Source organism: Bacillus sp. EKM202B (genome assembly GCF_011066025.1).
In the GTDB taxonomy this organism is placed as follows: Bacteria; Bacillota; Bacilli; order Bacillales; family Bacillaceae_G; genus Bacillus_A; species Bacillus_A toyonensis.
On the sequence record NZ_JAAMNK010000014.1, the window covers coordinates 50,417 to 68,658 of the forward strand.

General features: G+C 34.4%; 15 protein-coding genes and 2 pseudogenes. 8 read left to right on the forward strand and 9 right to left on the reverse strand.

Annotated features, from left to right (window positions below; genetic code table 11):
- Positions 1-161 precede the first annotated feature (161 nt).
- From G9F74_RS17355 to G9F74_RS17375, 5 genes are all read left to right on the forward strand, one after another.
- On the forward strand, positions 162-2,054 hold the full coding sequence (locus G9F74_RS17355) for a beta-glucoside-specific PTS transporter subunit IIABC (protein WP_016107945.1): 1,893 nt from the start codon (positions 162-164) through the stop codon (positions 2,052-2,054).
- 95 nt (positions 2,055-2,149) lie between these two features.
- A complete protein-coding gene (locus tag G9F74_RS17360) occupies positions 2,150-3,589 on the forward strand; it encodes a 6-phospho-beta-glucosidase (RefSeq protein ID WP_016107946.1) in 1,440 nt (479 codons plus the stop codon).
- Positions 3,590-3,743: 154 nt separating this feature from the next.
- Complete coding sequence (locus tag G9F74_RS17365) at positions 3,744-4,202, forward strand: MarR family winged helix-turn-helix transcriptional regulator (protein WP_016107947.1); 459 nt, start codon at positions 3,744-3,746, stop codon at positions 4,200-4,202.
- A complete protein-coding gene (gene pssA / locus G9F74_RS17370; RefSeq protein WP_000042023.1) occupies positions 4,195-4,779 on the forward strand; it encodes a CDP-diacylglycerol--serine O-phosphatidyltransferase in 585 nt (194 codons plus the stop codon). The genes G9F74_RS17365 and pssA overlap by 8 nt, the downstream gene beginning before the upstream one ends.
- A 22-nt stretch (positions 4,780-4,801) precedes the next feature.
- Entirely contained in the window at positions 4,802-5,173 is a 372-nt protein-coding gene (locus G9F74_RS17375; RefSeq protein WP_016107948.1) for an ATP synthase subunit I, read from the forward strand.
- A 521-nt stretch (positions 5,174-5,694) separates the two neighbouring features.
- Here the strand turns inward: G9F74_RS17375 and G9F74_RS17380 are convergent.
- Positions 5,695-5,802: a YjcZ family sporulation protein gene (locus tag G9F74_RS17380; RefSeq protein WP_000505673.1), complete on the reverse strand. Its 108-nt coding sequence runs from the start codon at positions 5,800-5,802 to the stop codon at positions 5,695-5,697.
- Between the two features lie 310 nt (positions 5,803-6,112).
- Here G9F74_RS17380 and G9F74_RS17385 point away from each other — a divergent pair, with 310 nt between their 5' ends.
- Positions 6,113-8,020, forward strand: a complete 1,908-nt coding sequence (locus G9F74_RS17385; RefSeq protein WP_016107949.1) for a C40 family peptidase — start codon at positions 6,113-6,115, stop codon at positions 8,018-8,020.
- Positions 8,021-8,117: 97 nt separating this feature from the next.
- Here the strand turns inward: G9F74_RS17385 and G9F74_RS17390 are convergent, their stop codons facing one another.
- From G9F74_RS17390 to G9F74_RS30125, 6 genes and pseudogenes are all read right to left on the reverse strand, one after another.
- Positions 8,118-8,468, reverse strand: a complete 351-nt coding sequence (locus tag G9F74_RS17390; protein WP_016107950.1) for a DUF3139 domain-containing protein — start codon at positions 8,466-8,468, stop codon at positions 8,118-8,120.
- Between the two features lie 203 nt (positions 8,469-8,671).
- Positions 8,672-9,565 carry a helix-turn-helix domain-containing protein gene (locus G9F74_RS17395; RefSeq protein WP_000393592.1) on the reverse strand — a complete coding sequence of 298 codons (894 nt, stop codon included), beginning with the start codon at positions 9,563-9,565 and terminating at the stop codon, positions 8,672-8,674.
- A gap of 1,017 nt (positions 9,566-10,582) precedes the next feature.
- Positions 10,583-11,002, reverse strand: a pseudogene (locus G9F74_RS29900) (Branched-chain amino acid permease); the annotation flags it as partial.
- 654 nt (positions 11,003-11,656) lie between these two features.
- A complete protein-coding gene (locus G9F74_RS17405) occupies positions 11,657-12,832 on the reverse strand; it encodes an MFS transporter (protein WP_000757557.1) in 1,176 nt (391 codons plus the stop codon).
- 267 nt (positions 12,833-13,099) lie between these two features.
- A complete protein-coding gene (locus tag G9F74_RS17410) occupies positions 13,100-13,411 on the reverse strand; it encodes an ArsR/SmtB family transcription factor (protein WP_000433544.1) in 312 nt (103 codons plus the stop codon).
- Positions 13,412-13,605: 194 nt separating this feature from the next.
- Positions 13,606-13,707, reverse strand: a pseudogene (locus tag G9F74_RS30125) (TetR family transcriptional regulator); the annotation flags it as partial.
- Positions 13,708-13,951: 244 nt separating this feature from the next.
- Here G9F74_RS30125 and G9F74_RS17415 point away from each other — a divergent pair.
- The gene (locus G9F74_RS17415; RefSeq protein ID WP_016107951.1) at positions 13,952-14,569 is read left to right on the forward strand and encodes a VanZ family protein; all 618 of its coding nucleotides are present in this window, start codon (positions 13,952-13,954) and stop codon (positions 14,567-14,569) included.
- A 111-nt stretch (positions 14,570-14,680) separates the two neighbouring features.
- Here the strand turns inward: G9F74_RS17415 and dhaQ are convergent, their stop codons facing one another.
- Together dhaQ and dhaS are read right to left on the reverse strand one after the other, a co-directional pair.
- Complete coding sequence (dhaQ, locus tag G9F74_RS17420) at positions 14,681-15,679, reverse strand: DhaKLM operon coactivator DhaQ (RefSeq protein WP_000723338.1); 999 nt, start codon at positions 15,677-15,679, stop codon at positions 14,681-14,683.
- A gap of 19 nt (positions 15,680-15,698) precedes the next feature.
- Positions 15,699-16,265: a dihydroxyacetone kinase transcriptional activator DhaS gene (dhaS, locus tag G9F74_RS17425; RefSeq protein ID WP_000204220.1), complete on the reverse strand. Its 567-nt coding sequence runs from the start codon at positions 16,263-16,265 to the stop codon at positions 15,699-15,701.
- Between the two features lie 177 nt (positions 16,266-16,442).
- On the opposite strand from dhaS, the gene dhaK reads away from it, so the two are divergent.
- Positions 16,443-18,194 (forward strand): dihydroxyacetone kinase subunit DhaK, encoded by a 1,752-nt coding sequence (gene dhaK / locus G9F74_RS17430; RefSeq protein ID WP_000720708.1) that lies wholly within the window; start codon positions 16,443-16,445, stop codon positions 18,192-18,194.
- Positions 18,195-18,242: the final 48 nt, after the last annotated feature.

The window sequence follows — 18,242 nt, forward strand, 5'->3', positions numbered from 1 at the left end:
CTCAAAATTCGGCTGAGGCCAAGAAGTTATGTGGGAGTCGGGCTGCCGTAAATGCCCGATTGGTGAAGGCTAGTAATCAGTGGGGGATGAATACCCCCACTGATTACAGTTTCACTTTATAAAAATGATAAATGGGATGATTGTAGGGAGGAGAAATAACTATGAAGTATGAAAAATTAGCAAAGGACATACTGAAACATGTTGGCGGGAGAGAAAATATAAATAGCGTTGTACATTGTATAACTCGCTTACGATTTCAGTTAAAAGATGAGGGGAAAGCAAATACAGAAGTACTGAAAAGTATGGAAGATGTTGTGACTGTTATGAAAAGTGGCGGACAATATCAAGTTGTAATTGGTAACCATGTATCCGACGTATATAAAGCGGTTATTGCTGCTGGAGGGTTTCAAGAAACAGAGGAAGAAAGTGCGAGTGAGAAGAAAAAGAGTAGTCTTATAGATATTCTTTCTAGCATTTTCACTCCCATTTTAGGAGTACTAGCTGCAACTGGGATGATTAAAGGATTTAATGCACTATTTGTAGCGCTAGGCTGGTTAAGTACGCAGTCAGGAACGTATCAAATATTAAATGCAGTTGGCGATTCATTATTTTATTTCTTCCCAATCTTCTTAGGATATACAGCAAGTAAGAAATTTGGAGGATCACCATTCATTGGTATGGCAATTGGGGGAGCGTTAGTGTATCCGGCTCTATCCGGTTTAAAAGCAAGTGAGCCATTATATACGCTATTTGCAGGAACGATGTTTGAATCACCAATTCATATTACGTTTTTAGGAATTCCAGTTATTTTAATGAACTATGCATCATCTGTTATTCCAATTATTCTTGCTACTTATTTTGGAGCGAAAGTAGAAAAGTCTTTAAAGAAAGTCATTCCAGATGTTGTGAAAACATTTGTACTACCATTCTTAACGTTACTAATCGTTGTACCAGTTACATTTCTTGTTATTGGTCCGATTGCGACGTGGGCAGGTCAATTTTTAGGACAGGCTACACTTTGGGTTTATCATTTAAGTCCATTAGTAGCAGGGATAGTACTTGGTGCTTTCTGGCAAGTGCTCGTTATTTTCGGACTTCATTGGGGAATTGTCCCGATTGGCTATAACAATTTAGCAGTGCACGGTATTGATCCTATATTAGCGCTTATATTCGCTACTTCATTTGCTCAAATTGGGGCTGTTCTTGGAGTTTGGATGAAAACGAAAGATCGGAAATTAAAAACACTTAGTATTCCAGCTTTTATTTCGGGTATTTTCGGTGTTACAGAGCCGGCGATTTATGGTGTTACACTTCCTCTTAAAAAACCGTTTATTATGAGTTGTATTGCGGGAGGAATTGGCGGCGGAATACTTGGCGTATTCGGTACGCAAGCTTATATGACAGGTGGACTTGGTATATTTGCGCTTCCAACATTCATTAGTCCGAAAGAAGGGATTACAGCTGGATTTTGGGGCGCGATTATTGCGATGGTTGTCTCTTTAATAGTAGGTTTTGTTCTTACTTATTTATTTGGTTTTACTAAAAAGAAAGATTCTACAGAATCAGCTGAAACAATTGATAGAATTGCTGCATCAAACGATGCTGAAGCAATTCTGAGTCCATTTCATGGCGCCGTTATGCCACTTCAAAATATTGACGATGCTGCATTTGCATCAGGTGCGTTAGGTGAAGGGGTTGCGATTGATCCTTCAGAAGGAAAGTTGTTTTCACCAGTTTCAGGTACGATTTCTGCACTTTTCCCGACGAATCATGCAGTAGGAATTACGGCGGATTCAGGTGCTGAAATTTTAATCCATATTGGAATGGATACTGTGAAATTAAATGGCGGATTTTTCTCCTCTCATATTGAACAAGGAGCGAGAGTAGAAAAAGGGCAATTACTTATTGAGTTTAATATAGCTGAAATTCAAAAGGCGGGTTATGTTGTGACAACACCAGTTGTTGTTACAAATTATAATAAATATAGTATTAAAAAAACTGAAGTAGAAAAGATTCAAGCTGGAGATTCCTTACTAGAGTTAGGAGTTAAATAGTAGTTACATTTCATACAGGTTTACACGAAGAAAGGTATTCTTTAAAACTTACAATGCCTTTCCTCGTTAATTCTTATATAAAGGAGTTTTTCTATATGTCTAAAGTTATTTTTCCTAAAGGATTTTTATGGGGTGGAGCAATCGCAGCCAATCAAGTTGAAGGAGCATATTTAGAAGATGGAAAAGGATTGACGGTAGTTGATCTATTGCCAACGGGTGAAAAACGTTGGGATATTATGAAGGGGAATATTCATTCCTTTACACCGGCAGAAGGGGAGTTTTATCCATCACACGAAGCGATTGATTTTTATCATCGTTATAAAGAAGATATCGCGCTGTTTGCAGAAATGGGATTTAAAGCGCTACGTGTATCTATTGCTTGGACACGTATTTTCCCAAATGGTGAAGATGAAAAGCCGAATGAAGCAGGATTACAGTTTTATGATAATTTATTTGATGAACTGTTAAAGCAGGGCATTGAACCAGTCGTTACGATGGCTCATTTTGATGTTCCTATTCATTTAGTAGAAAAGTATGGAAGCTGGAGAAGTAGAAAACTTGTCACTTTCTTTGAGACGTATGCAAAAACGATTTTTAATAGATATAAAGATAAAGTGAAATATTGGATGACATTTAACGAAATTAATATGCTTTTACATTTACCTTTCATGGGTGCAGGGCTAGCATTTAAAGAAGGTGAGAACAAAACACAAATTCAGTATCAAGCAGCGCATCACCAACTTGTCGCAAGTGCGTTAGCTGTAAAAGCGTGTCATGAAATGATTCCAGACGCAAAAATCGGTTGTATGCTTGCTGCTGGTGCAACGTATCCATACACATGTAATCCAGACGATGTTTTTCGTGCGATGGAACAAGACCGTGAATCATTCTTCTTCATTGATGTACAAGCAAGAGGACAATATCCTGGATACGCAAAACGCTTCTTTAAAGATAACAATGTAACAATTGAAATGGAAAAAGAAGACGAGGAAATTTTAAAAGAGCATACAGTTGATTATATTGGATTTAGCTACTATTCAAGCCGAGCAACAAGCGCAGATCCAGAAGTGTTAAAAAGCATAACGAGCGGGAATGTATTCGGTTCTGTTGAAAATCCATATTTGGAAAAATCAGAGTGGGGATGGACGATTGATCCGAAAGGCTTCCGTATTACAGCGAACCAACTTTACGATCGTTACCAAAAACCTTTATTTGTTGTTGAAAATGGTCTCGGTGCAATCGATCAATTAAATGGTGAAGACGAAGTGAATGATGAATACCGTATTGATTACTTGCAAAAGCATATGATCGAAATGTCAGAAGCAATTCAAGATGGAGTAGATATTATCGGGTATACAAGCTGGGGCCCAATTGACCTTGTAAGTGCTTCTACTGGAGAAATGAAAAAACGTTATGGATATATATACGTTGATAAAGATAATGAAGGAAAAGGTTCATTAAAAAGATCGAAGAAAAACAGTTTCAATTGGTATAAAGAAGTAATTGAGACGAATGGTGAGAGTTTGGAGTCTTAAGTATGGAAAGGAGACATCTTAAATGATGTCTTCTTTTTTCATTGTAAATAAAGGATAGAGCTATATTTCCCTTTACACGAACATAACGGTATTATATAGTTAAGTGAACTTAACTATATAACGAAACGAAATAACAACATGGAGGAAGAATGCTATGACTAGATCGTATAAAGAAATAATTAATGAAATGAACCGGGCTTATAACGAATTTTACATTTTACTATTTCAGGAGCTAAAAGATGAGTACGGTCTTACAGGACAGCAAGAGAGCATGCTATTTCATATTAATTTAAATGAAAATACGACAGCGAATCACATTGCGACTACTTTTAATATATCGAAAAGTGCTGTGAGCCAAGTTTTATCGAAATTGGAAAAACAGAAGATGATTTCGAAACAAGTAAACCCTAATAATAAACGGGAGTATTTCCTTACACTTGGTCCAAACGGTAGTAAGTATATAGAGCGGTTGTCTGATTTAGATGATGTATTAATTGAGAAGTACTTTTCGAAAATCGATATACATGCTTTAGAGCAAATGACCGATACGTTAACGAAAATAAATAAAGTTATATTAGAAGAAAAACAGAAGGATCTTGATTGTAATGAGTAAGAACTTAGATGAAGCAATTAGTAGAAAGGAGGAGAAGCATGTTATGAGTTACATACCAAATATGATTACGATAGCAAATTTTGTATGTGGGCTTTTGGCTATTTACGCTGTTTTCGTTCACGATATTTATTTAGGAGCAGTTTTTATTATTACAGGTATGTTATTTGATTTTTTTGATGGTATGGTCGCTCGGAAACTTGATGCTGTTTCGGAAATTGGCGGAGAGTTGGACTCGTTTGCGGATTTAGTTACCTTTGGTGTGGCACCGTCTATTCTTGCATATAGTGTCGCATTGAAAGAATTACAGTCTATCGGGATGATATGTGCGCTTGCTTACAGTATTTGTGGCATGCTTCGGCTTGCGAGATTTAACACGCAGCAAAGCAAACTCCCGACATTTATCGGAATGCCAATACCATTCGCGGCAATGTGTCTCCTCATTTTATGCTTTTTGAATAATCCAGTTTCCGTGGCGTTTGGCACATGCGTACTCGCTTATTTAATGGTGAGCAAAATCAAATTTCCTCATTTTAAAAAAGATATATCGGAAAGCTTGAACTCCGAAAGATGGGACTAATGAGAAAGGTAAGGAGCATTGCATGATTCGTATGGCATTAAGATCATTCAATATACAAATGTATTGTTTGCTAGGTGTGATGGTATTAGGATGGCTTATGACACCTTTTTCAGCCCAGTTTGTAGGGGGGGGCATTGGTCTTTTAGTGAGTATGTATTGCGCCTGGATTTTAGGAAGGCGTATTGAAAAGTTCGGAGACAGCATTGTGAAAAAAGAAAAAGCGCCGATGCTTGGAATGATAAATCGGTTTGCAGCCGCAATACTCAGCGCGATCATTATGTATGAAATTGAACATCATGATTTCATGTGGACATTTGCTGCTGGAATTATGGGTGGGTATTTCTTAATTATTATTAATTTAGGATATTACAGCATGAAAGATGTGAAGGAATAAAGAGTTGTGTGAATCACTAATTTGGATGACTTACATGTATAAACGTAAAAGCTTTCCTGTATGGAGAGCTTTTTTATTATAAAGAAAAGACACCCTAAGGTGCCTTTCTCCGACTTGAACCATTTTCATTTCATACGAATCTATCCGTATTACCCCTTTGTTATAAATGTAAACACACCCTATAAAACAGAATCGTTTATATACACCAGATTGTTAGTTCATAAAATAAAAGAGATTTGAGATCAGTATCGGAGTAACGCCACATCCCCTATAATGATTGATATGTTACGCCTGTCAAAAGAATCTGCTTTATAGAACATGTCCACAATTTATATTTTACTATATTTAATATTCATTAAGTGTATTTTTTCACTAATATGTATAATTACATAAAGTTTACGGGGAAAAGAGAGTATACTTTAATATTGTGTAATAAAGATAAAGGCCACCTACGGAAATAGGGGGCCTTTTAACGTAAAAAGAAAAGACACCCATATATGAGTGTCTTTTCCGATAGTTTTTTAGCAGAAGCAAGAAGCTCCAACGATGATTAATAAAATAAATAATACAACTAATAAAGCAAAGCCTCCAGAAAATCCACAGCCGCCACAACTACCACCAAATCCCATAATAGTTCCTCCTTTTAATAAGAGGGGAAAACAAAAGGTCACTCATGTATTTTAACGGATTCAAATTACTTTATGTTTTTTACGCAATAATTGAGCAGGTCCTTTTGAAAATAAAAAAAGACACCCTAAGGTGCCTTTCTCCGACTTGGATTATCTGAACTTTAAATAATAACACTTTTCGAATTATAATAACATTTTTCGTTTTATATAAATATATAGAAATATATATAGAAATTTATATAAATATATGACATTATATAACATGAATTACTATTTTATTTAATATATTTCCAAGGGAGGAAGATTTGTCTTGAAGAAGTTGTTTTCATTTTTATTATTTGTATTTGTAATTTTTTCAGCGAACAACATTTCATTTGCTGATGAAGTTATACCATTTAACAAATCGTTCTTTGCATATAACGAGCCATCGTTTACATCTGCAAAGGGAAATGGTGGAGCTCAATATGGACCTCAAAAAGCTCTAACTGTAAAAGAGAAGCGTTCAAATGGTTGGTGGAAGATAGGAACTTGGGAAGGCGATAAGTGGATTAATACCGATGGGGAAAAAAAGAAAATAGAGAAACCCTATATTACTTTTGCTGAACCTAAATTCACATCACCAAAAGGGAACAATGGTAATGTTATAGCACCTCAAGTAGTTACGGTAATAGATGGACAAGAAGATGGATGGTTAAAGATTCAAACCAATGAAGGAGATAAATGGATTTTCCTTAATTCTGAAGCGGTAAAAGTAGATAAAAATTTCTATGCGTATAATGAACCTTCATTTACATCTGAAAAAGCAAGTGGTGGAAACCAATATGGGCCACAAAAATCACTTGTTGTAAAAGAAAAACGTACAAATGGTTGGTGGAAAGTAGCAACTTATGAGGGTGATAAGTGGGTTAACCTAGATGGGGAGTTAAAAGCATTTGATAAACCATTTTTAGTGTTTTATGAGCCTGCATTTTCATCTCAAAAAGGAAATATGGAAGTACCTTATAGCCCTACTACTATTAGAGTAATTGAGGGAAATACTAAAGGATGGTTGAAAGTTCAAACTTGGGAAGGCGACAAATGGATGTATCCAGGTGTTGCAGAGACAGTAGCAGTTAATAATAACTTTTCTTCTTATAGCGAACCGTCTTTTACATCAGCTAAGGGGAGTGCATATGGGCCACAAAAATTCCTTGCTGTAGTGGAAAAACGTGCCGATGGTTGGTGGAAGATAGTTACTGCAAGTGAAGGCCTTAAATGGGCTGCGCCTAACGGAGCTAGAATTAATGTAGATGTAAATTTCTCTACTTTTGATAAACCGTTTATAGAAGCTGATAGAGTTGGATATTATGGTCCTCAACCGATTTTTGCATATGATATGCAGAAAACAGAGCAAGGAACTTTTTATCTAGTAGGCACTAATTTAGGGAAAAAATGGATGAGCCTTGACGCTGAAAAAGAGTTCAATGAAAAAAGGGAACCAATGCGACAATCGCTAGGTTATAATGAAAATGATTTAGATTTTGACAGTATTAAAGTACAACAAGCAGCAAAAGCTAGAGCGTTTGTAGAATCTGCGAGTGATTCCACAATGCTTAAACCTGAACAAAAGCAACTTCGAATTCCATCAAAAGAGGAGATTGAGGAGTTTAGAAAGAGTTTAGAATCTAGTAATGATGGAAAAGCAAGAAGTTTTGCGGCACGTGCAATGCCGGATGATTGGGTACGTAAAGGAGATGTAATATATACGCCTAATTCTAGATATGGTCCAATAGCAGGACATACAGCGATTATTGCTAAAGATCCTATGGACGGTAAAGATTATCAAATAGTTCATGCTCCTGGTACAGATGAGTATCCTGCTGTTCAAATGCAAGAACTATCTAAGTGGGAATTCATTCATAAGGGCAACCCGTATTATAAGAGATTTTTCTATTTCAGACACCCGAATAGATCAGTTGGTGCGGCAGCTGGTAATTATGCTTATAATCATTTTTATCAGAATCGTTATAACTACAAATATGACATTTTTACAACGTCTGCTAAAGTAGACAGTGCGAAAACATACTGTAGTAAGCTTGTTTATTTATCTTATCGTGATGGAGCTGGGGTAGATTTATTCCCAACACAGAGATTCTACATTGTACACCCAGCAGATTTCTTATTTACTCAACATAAATTAGGGCTATACTTTATTGGTGAAGGTGGAACTTGGGGATAATTAATAATATTAGTTAGATTAAAAAAAGCACTCTTATGAGTGCTTTTTTTAAAGAAAAGATACCTTAATATGCTTTTATGATGTAATTAAATATATATTATTTTAATTCTGTATGTTTTCCTTGCTCGCCATTATCACCTTGCCCAAATTCAACCTTACCTGTATGAGGGTTATCCCAGCCTATGTATTTGTACCATATGTTTGGTTCATCTTTAAATTTAACATGTGCTCCATATTGACCTATTTTACTATTAAAAGAAGATTTAATTTCTAGAACATCTGACTTCGTATAGCCTTTGTCCTCTAAGTGCCACATAATACCTATAATAGCTTCTTCTCTTAATTTCGGATCACCTGTAATAAAATAACGATCTATTATCCCTTTCCCGATTATAAATAAACTAATTATAAGTAATAAAGATGTAATTATAAGAGCACCTTTTTGCATGTATAAATATCCTCCTTATTTTAATTTATCCTTTATATAAGATTAAAGGAATTGCATGTTAAAATACAGATTTACGAATAAAGAAAAAAGACAACCAAAGGTACCTTCCTCCAACTTGAACTACTTTCATTTTAATAATATCGTTCTAAGTTTAAAAACTATAGAGATTTTTCCTGTGGGCTTTGTAAGTAGTTTTTACGAAATTATGAGTGTTTTTTATTTTGTATTTCAATCAATTCATCTTTAATCATTTGTATATAATGTTCTTTTTCTGTTAGTTCAAATATAAATAATGCTTTTTTCATGTTATTCACAACATCTTCTTCATCATGTTGTTTAATCTTTAATAAATACTGACCTTTTAAATAGAATAGTTCACCTAATAGGTATAAAGTGTTTAGATTAATAGCTAATTTGATGCCCTTATCAAGGTGTTTTATTGCTTCTTCATGTTGATAGGTGAAGTCTAAACATTTTGCTAAATTTAAAATAATTTTTAATTTAATTTCTTTATCTCTAGGAAAATCTAACTTATTAAAATTAGTTAAGCATTTTTTTAACATATTAATACTTTTTTCGTATTCTTTGTTTTCCGCATACAATATAGCAGTTGATTGCATAATATCTATTTCTCTTTCTGATAAACAATCAACATTGGTTAAAGTTAGTTTTAATGCATTATTAAGAAGAGTTAAAGCCGCTTTTGTTGAGTTATTCACACGATATATAGCAATTGCTTCATACCATATTAGAAATTGTTTATCTTCTGTTGATTGGAAATTGTTTTCGTTTTTCTCTTTTTTTACTATTTCATAAAGTTCTTTATATTGTTTTTGCTTTACACAATCTCTCATTACATATTTTACATTTTTTACGTATTTTAATTTTTTGTTTTGAGTTAGTGCAAATATATTATTTGGATCAACACCAAGTCTTTCTGATAATTGATATAACAATATGCTAGATGGATAAATCATACCTTTTTCTATCTTGCTAATTTGACTTTGTGAACATATGCCATGACATAATTCGGATTGTGATATATTTTTTTTAATTCGAAGTTCTTTAATGGTAATACCCAAATCACAAAATTCCATTTTTCCCCCTACTATTTAGCGCTTTATTAGTATAATAATATTCTCCATCCTTAATGTAATGTAAAATTAATATAGTTGCAATTATTGTTTTTTAAGGCTTTTTTATAAAATTTCATTATAAAAGGCTCCTTCTTCCGAATCGAACCATCATGCATAAGTATAAAATTACATAAAACCCACCTACGGAAATAGATGGGCCTTACTATTAGGTGTTACTCCTTCATTGTACAGAAGGGAATTTGCTAGCATATCCTTAAAGTTCTTACATTGAGAAATAAAGAAAAGACACCCTGAGGTGCCTTTCTTCGACTTGAACCATCTTAATTTTAATAATATTGGGATTCTCATCCCAATATTATTTTACCATGTTAAGTTATTTTATTCATTGAGAAATATGTTTCAAATATATATTTTATTGGGATTTTTTTATATAAGAGGCTATATTTAAACTATATGTAAGTTTTTTAATAATAATATCTTATGAAATTCTGTTTCTCCCCTTTAAATGTAACAATTTATGAGTATAAGAATATTTTTCAACTTTTAATATAATGTAAAATTAGTATGGAACTTATTTTATGAAAAAACGTTAACCGAAAGAGAGTTTGAATTGGCTATTTGAAGAAATTAATAATATCATGTGTGTTGGCTACATTCTGTCTAAATATGGTAGGATGTTCTAATAGTATGGGTACACTAAGGGATAAGTCTAAAAATTCAACAACTGTGAAGTGTGAACGTATCAACAAAGCGTGGTACAAACATATGTAATAGTTTAAAGAAATTTGAAACGGTTGATGTTAAAGGGCATAAGGAAAAATTAATTAGGCCGATAGTAGATGCTGATAATTGGAATAATGATAGTACTTAGAAATCCAATGAAAGCTTTTCTATTCATATTGTTTATTCCTCTCTTTTGTTGATCTACATAGTAAAAGCACTCATCTGAGTGCTATCACTTACTTCACTACTTTGTTCATAATCCCCTTATAAAGGTAATGTGAACTTTAAAAATGTTTATTGTAGATTTTTTGTTTTCATCTGTTCTTCATAAACAAACTTAGCTGTCATAAAATCGTTAGGAAAATCTTTTAATGCGTTTTTCATCATGTTCAATTCTTCTTGTGATTTTATTTCAATGCCATATAAGAAATCGTACGCTTTCGTTTGCTCACTAGCAACAAAGTTTTGAGTCATGTAATCATCTTTGAAGTATTGCTTCGCTTTTTCCTTCACTGGATTTGCAAATGAACCTGTAGATTGTTGTTGTTTAACTTCTTCTTTCTTTTCCGGTTGAGCAGCAGGTTGTTGCGTTTCGCGCTTTTATTCTTCTTTTTTAGGTTGTTCTTTCTTTGCTAATTCTTCTTTTAATCTTTTCACTTCAGCATCTAGCGTTTTATTTTGCGTTTCCAATAGTGATATATCCCCTTTTAATTTATCCCGCTATTTGTGGGGCTGCCCGTAAACGCCCGATTGGTGAAGGCTAATAATCAGTGGGGATGAACAAAACCCCCACTGATTAAAGTTTCACTTTATCAATCTCTTTAGATTTATCATCAGTTTCTTTATAAACGATATCTAATAGTATGTTGATCTTTCACATGAAAATTTAGAGCTAATACCATTCCTGTTATGATTAGCAAAATGAAGATACAGCTGATACTCCAAATACAGCCAACGGTCGTAGAAATGGTCTTTTAACATATTAATCCCCCCCCTCAAGTATGGAACGATATACTTGAGGGGGGATGGGTGATTACAATCATGCTATTAATAAGAACCCCATAAATGATAAACCATTCCACTAACAAAAAACACTAATCCTAAAACCAAAACAATTATAGCAAGTATTCCATTTTGATTATGCTCCATAAAGTAGCTCCTTTGAGATTTATTTTTAACCCGCATTAACTGCCTGTAAAAGCCTGATTAAAGTTTCACTTTATATACAAAAAAGCCTTTAGTCGTAATTATGGCTAAAGGCTTTGAGCATTATACTTTTTAGTTTGGAAAATCTTATAAGAAGAATAACCTGTATGTTATATAGAGAAGAATTTATAATATTTTTATCAAATTTGGAACTGTAATGTACTAGCTTGATAATGAAGCTGGACTATTGGAATTGAAAAATTTTAGTTTTATTATAACTAATAGAAAGGAAAGTAGTGTGAATAGAAATCCACTCCAAATAAGCTGGTGAATACCTAAGTTTGAAATGAACCAGCCTCCAATAGTTGTTCCTAAAGTAATTCCGAGATTTGAGAATGAAACGAATAGGCTATTACCAAATTCAGGTGCTTCTTTTGCTTCACTTATTAACCATGTTTGACCAACAATTAATCCGCCAGCATGTACGATTCCCCAAATGAATACGATAAAAATCATTGGAACAAGGTAGGAACCTAAATAATAAACTAATATGTAAACGATAGAATATAAAATAGGGAAGGATAGTACTGTATTTACTATACTTTTTTGCAGGAGACTACCAAATAAATGATTACCTAAAATCATAACTATACCAAATATGAATAGCATAATACTGATGAGAGATCCATTCATGGAAGTTACTGTTGCAAGGTATTCAGCGAAGTAGCTGTATACGGAAAACATGGCTGCAAAAAGGAATGTGACGGTTAAAATATTTAACCATAATCCTGGTTTGCCGAGTATACGAATTTGTTTGCCGAAAGACATTTTTTCTGTAACAGGCATAGAAGGAAGGTAGATTAGTATTCCAATGAATGCAAGAGTGTTAACGAATGCTCCGAATAAGAAAGCAATTTCTAGTGAAAATTGGTCTGCAAGGTAAGAGGTTAATGGTACGCCTAGAGCAAAACCAACTGTAATTCCCATGAAAACTTTTGTAACGGCTTGACCACTTTTCTCAGGAGGGACAAGTTTAGCAGCTGTTACAAGAGCGATTGAAAAGAAGAGTGGATGAAGTGCAGCCGGTAAAATACGAAAAATAAGCATGATTTCAAATTGTGTTGTATAAGCGTAGATTATATTTGAAATAACAAATGTAAAAATTGCTGTTAATAAAATTATTTTGCGATTAATCCCAGAGACGAGCAAAATTAGAAACGGACCAGAAATAGCAACAACTAGTGCGAATATACTTACTAAAAATCCTGCTTGTGCAGTTGAAATGCCGAATTTCTGAGTGATTTGTGGTAATACACCGACAATACCCATTTCGGTAGTAATAATTCCGAACACACCTATTGCGAGTGTCAGAATAAGTAAAGGGTTTACTTTTTTCATTTATAAAACTCTCCATTCGTACTAGTATTTTGAAAGTAAATTCATTAACAAAGAAGCATTATTGCAAGCATGATTGGATGTCAATATTATTAGGACTATGTAATTTGAAATACAATAACAGATATCTAAATAATTAGATATGATGTGTTAAAAAAATTTCTCCTTTCCATGTTTCTTGCTTTTATAGGTAGTGCAATTTTATAAAAAAAGCAGAATGTGTGAAGGCTAATAATCAATTGGTATGCTAATTGATTATTAGCTTTCACTTTATAATTCGTTTTGGACGTATTCAGAAAACTCTTGTATTGTTTTTTCATTTCGACGATAGTAAGTCCATTTTCCAATTCGGTCAGAGTCTAGTAGTCCTGCCTTTTTCATAGTTAATAAATAACTAGAAATAACCGATTGGGCTAAACCAGTTTTAAGCTGGATATCTCCTACACATACTCCAACTTGAAAGTTAAGGCCTTGCTCTAGATAAGGTTTTTCATCGAAATAGTTTTCTGGATTTTTCAACCATGATAAAATTTGACATCTTGTTTCATTTGACAATGCTTTATAAATTAATAAAGGTTCCATAAGGATATTATATCTACTTTTATAGATTTGTAAATGGGTTTTAGTGATTTTAAGGAAAGAATGTATAGTTGATCCCTTTGAATAGGCATAAGGTGTTCTTGATCTGTACTCTTTGTAAAGGACATTCTAAAAAAAGTTAGGTAACCTAAAAAAGATGATTTCTGTATGCAAACAGGAATCATCTTCTTTAAATTCTATTGATAGCAAGAGTGATTATAGTACGTCATATATTTCTTAATTTCATGTTTTAACTGAACAAACGATTCACATGATTTTATATATGTTTCATCAATTAAAGTACTACGAGGATTACGTGCAAAAATGATAATCTTGTTACGTTCAAGCATGTTGTTGCCTAGCTATCAATGGCGGATTCCTAAGAAGAGTAATAATAAAACCCAACTGCAGATTTAAGAAAAATTTTATGTTTCCCCCACTTTTTATTTTAGAAGTTTTTCCTATCCTATAAATGAGTTACATCATGAAGGAGACTAAAAACGACAAAGTCATAGATGAAAATGTAAAGTTAGGGGATTCTGCATGCATACAGAAGTTTTGATGAGTTATTTGTATACTTATTTCTTTACTGTTATTTTTTGTATTGTATTTCAAATTGGATTTTATTTTAAAACGAAAAGAACTATATCTATTTGGCATTTTCTATGGGTGTATGTTTTTCTGTTTTACCTTTCGCTAGTGTATGGGGTGACGCAGATCGCGACTGTATGGGATATAAGTAGAAATGAAACGTGGATTCGTGTAAGTCAAATTAACTTGACTTTATTTGATACTGCAGGTAGTACTACGTATCTTTTGAACATTGTACTGTTTATGCCGTTAGGTTTTTTATTACCGACTATTTGGTCGCAGTTTAGAAAAATGAAAAATACCGTATGTGCGGGATTCTTTTTTTCATTGGCAATTGAGTTAAGTCAATTACTAAATAGTAGAATTACAGATATTGATGATGTATTTACGAATACTCTCGGGGCGATTATTGGGTATGTATTATATAGAGTTTTATTTAAACTGATAGATAAAAGAGAGGGGAAAAAGCTTGATACTAACACTTCTCTAGTTATACAATACGAAGCTGTTTTTTATTTGGTTTTCTCACTTGTAGGTGTGATGTTAATTTATTATCCTGGAGACCTGTAATCTTCCAATGAGATGATTACGAATTTATTTTTAACGCTCGTGCGATATTTCAATTTGTAAAAAAAGCCTTTAACTGGCTATAGCTAAAGGCTTTTATCATCATAATTTTAGTTACCAATTACCCACTCCAACATCCGCATTCAACCACTTCACCCAATCCAAATCTTCCACCTTAAGCAAACTGAGCGAAACACCCTTCATATCTAAAGAAGTTAGCAGTGTACCGACTTTTACGAACTTCACTTGTAATTTCTCCAGCTCACATAAACGGCGAATATCATTTGCGAAAATGTATTGTTCCATTAGCGGAGTTGTGCCGAGTCCATTAACGAGGATGGCGAAGTTGTCACCTTTTCTCCAGCGGTAAATGCTTTTTAGTTTGTTCATTAGTTCGATTGCTAATATTTCAGAAGAGGATAGTGCTTCTTTACGGTAACCTTTTTCACCATGGATGCCGACGCCGTAAAACACTTCATCTTCGTTTAATGTGAATGAAGCTTTTCCTTTTACTGGATCGTTGGCAGGGGAAAGGGCAACTCCTAATGTGTGTAAGTTTTTGATGACAGCTTGCCCGATTGTTGTTAGTTCTTCTAAAGAATGTCCACTCTCAGCGGCCGCACCAAGTATTTTTTGAACGAAAACAGTGCCAGCGACGCCGCGTCTTCTTTTATTAAAAGAAGCATCATCTTCAATTGAAACGTCGTCATTTACGATGATGTGGTCAATTTGTCTTCCTTCTTCTTTGGCAATTTGCTTCGCCGCTAGAAAATTCTCAACATCATCTTTAAAGTTTTTAATGATGAATAAAATACTTTTATCCTTTGGTATAAGGTGAGTAGCTGCGACAATTTGTTCTACTGTAGGCGGAGTGAAAATACTGCCATTTACTGCCGCTGTAAGCATTCCTTTTCCTACATAACCAATATCAGCAGGTTCATGTCCGCTACCACCACCGCTTATAATAGCGACGTCTTGCTTCAGTTTGTCGATATCTTTTACATAAATGATGTTGTTTGTTTCGTCGTAATTTACTTTGTCGTTATGTTCAAAATAAAAGCCATGCAGCATATCTTGAACGATATGTTGTACATCATTCATAATCTTTTTCATTGCTTTTGCCACCCTTTAATTACTTTGCTGATTGCTCCAGTAATAGTAGTAATTGATTGTTGATCATATTTTTCATGAGAGAAGACATAATGGAAGGATCTACTTCGCATTTGCTTTCAATCCAATCTTTTATCGTTCCAACGAAGCCGTGACTATAAAAGGAGGCAATCGTATTTTTTGTCTCGTCAGAAAGGCTGAATCCACAGCTCACGGATAGTTCATCAATAATCTTCATATATAAGTTTTTCGTATGCTCAAATAAATAGTGATTAAACGAGTTTTGTTCAATGACTTTAAAAGCATTTCGGTAAAATTTTTGATTTTCATAAAAGTAATCAAATAATAAATCGAAAATGTTTTCCCACGTTTCATAGTCGAGAAAGTCGATAATGTTTTCTTTCGTTTCTTCTCTATAAATCCAGCTTAATAGTTCAAATTTATCTTTAAAATGATAATAAAAAGTTTGCCTACGCATTTGACAGTGTAACATAATGTCGCTTACTGATATTTTATGAAACGACTCTGTTTCCATTAAATATTTCAATGAGTTCGCGATTATCTTTTTAGAAATTATAGAAGAGGTCATCTGAATCATCCCTAGAATGTAGTAATATAAAAATCCTATCTATAAATGAGAGCGGTGTCTTTAGACAGATTGTCCATTTTGTCCGTTTACTATAAAACGCTTTCATTTTAACATGGTTAGTAAGAAGAAGATTTCAAATATATCACAATATATTAAAGGAATTGAGGGAGAATCACAATGAAAAAGATTATAAACAAACCAGAAACATTAGTTATGGAAATGTGTAACGGGATGGTTATGGCTCACCCAGAGCTTGAGCTTTTGAAAAAATATAAAGTAATTAAGAAGAAAGAAATGAACGAAAACAAAGTAACGTTAATTAGTGGCGGCGGTAGTGGTCATGAGCCAGCACATGCAGGACTAGTCGGAAAAGGAATGTTAGATGCGGCAGTGTGCGGAGATGTGTTTGCTTCTCCTTCGCAAATTCAGGTATATCAAGCAATTAAAGAGACAGCTAGTAAAAAAGGTACGTTATTAATTATTAAAAACTACAGCGGCGATATTATGAATTTCAAAAACGGTGCGCATTTAGCGAAGGAAGATGGAATTGAAGTCGATTACGTAAAAGTTGACGATGATATTGCGGTAGAAGATAGTCTATACACAGTAGGACGTCGCGGCGTTGCGGGCGTTATTCTCGTTCATAAAATTGCCGGCGCAGCAGCGGAAGCAGGTATGGATTTAGGCGCGGTGAAAGCTGTAGCGGAAAAAGCAGCGGCTAACGTGCGTACAATCGGTTTAGCGTTAACTTCTTGTACAGTTCCAGCGAGCGGATCACCTACTTTCACACTTGCGGAAGATGAAATGGAATACGGCGTTGGTATTCACGGCGAACCAGGAATTAAGCGTGAAAAAACGATGTCAGCTGATGAGTTAGCTAACCGTATGACAAATGATTTAATAAAAGATTTAGGAGTAAAAGATGGCGAGGAAATTGCGCTTCTAGTAAATGGTTTTGGTGGTACACCACTGCAAGAACTATACTTATTTAATAACGCAGTTACGAGAGAATTAGCTGCTAGAAACATTAAAATTAATAGAGTATTCGTCGGTAACTATATGACGAGTATTGATATGGCTGGTATGTCTTTAACAGTGATGAAGTTAGATGATGAGCTAAAAACATTACTATCGAAAGAATGTAATACACCAGCGTTCAAAGTAGATGGACCAGTTGAAAGTGTAGAGTACGTGAATGTACTTGAAGAGGCAGAAGAGAAAGAAGTTTCATTTGAAATAGAAACAGCGGAAGAGCACGCTGTGATTAAAGATAATATCATTACATTAAACAACATGATTTATCTCGTTGATAAAATGAGCGACATTATTATTAAAAATGAAGTACCGTTCTGTGAGTTAGATACACATGCAGGTGACGGCGACTTCGGAATGAGTGTTGCGAAAGGATTTAAGCAATTAAAACGTGAGTGGCATTCTATTGTAGAACAAGAAAATGTAACGATCGGATCATTCCTTGACGGTTGTTCCATGATTATTATGGAACATTGCGGCGGCGCATCTGGTCCAATTTGGGGCGGTGCATTCCGCGCAGCTAGTAAAGCAGCAGGCGAGAAGCGTGAGTTAACAGTGAAAGAATTTGCTGAAATGTTGCAAGCAGCACTGCAAGGCATACAATCTATCGGTGAAAGATCGTTCGGTAGAGGTGCAGTAGTTGGTGATAAAACACTTGTTGATGCACTTGCTCCATGTGTGGATTCTTGGTTAGCTAGCGCTTCAAACGAAGTAGACATGAAAACTGCCTTTGAAAAAGGTGCAGAAGCAGCCGTTAAAGGAGCAGAGTACACGAAAGAAATCGTAGCTCGCATGGGCCGCGCCGGTACAGTTGGTGAAAGAAGTTTAGGCTATCCAGATGCAGGTGCACATGCGCTTGGAGTTATCTTTACGGAGATTGCGGGTAGTTTGAAATAGGAATTAGAAGATCCCCTCTGCCTTAAGGTGGAGGGGATCTTTATTTAT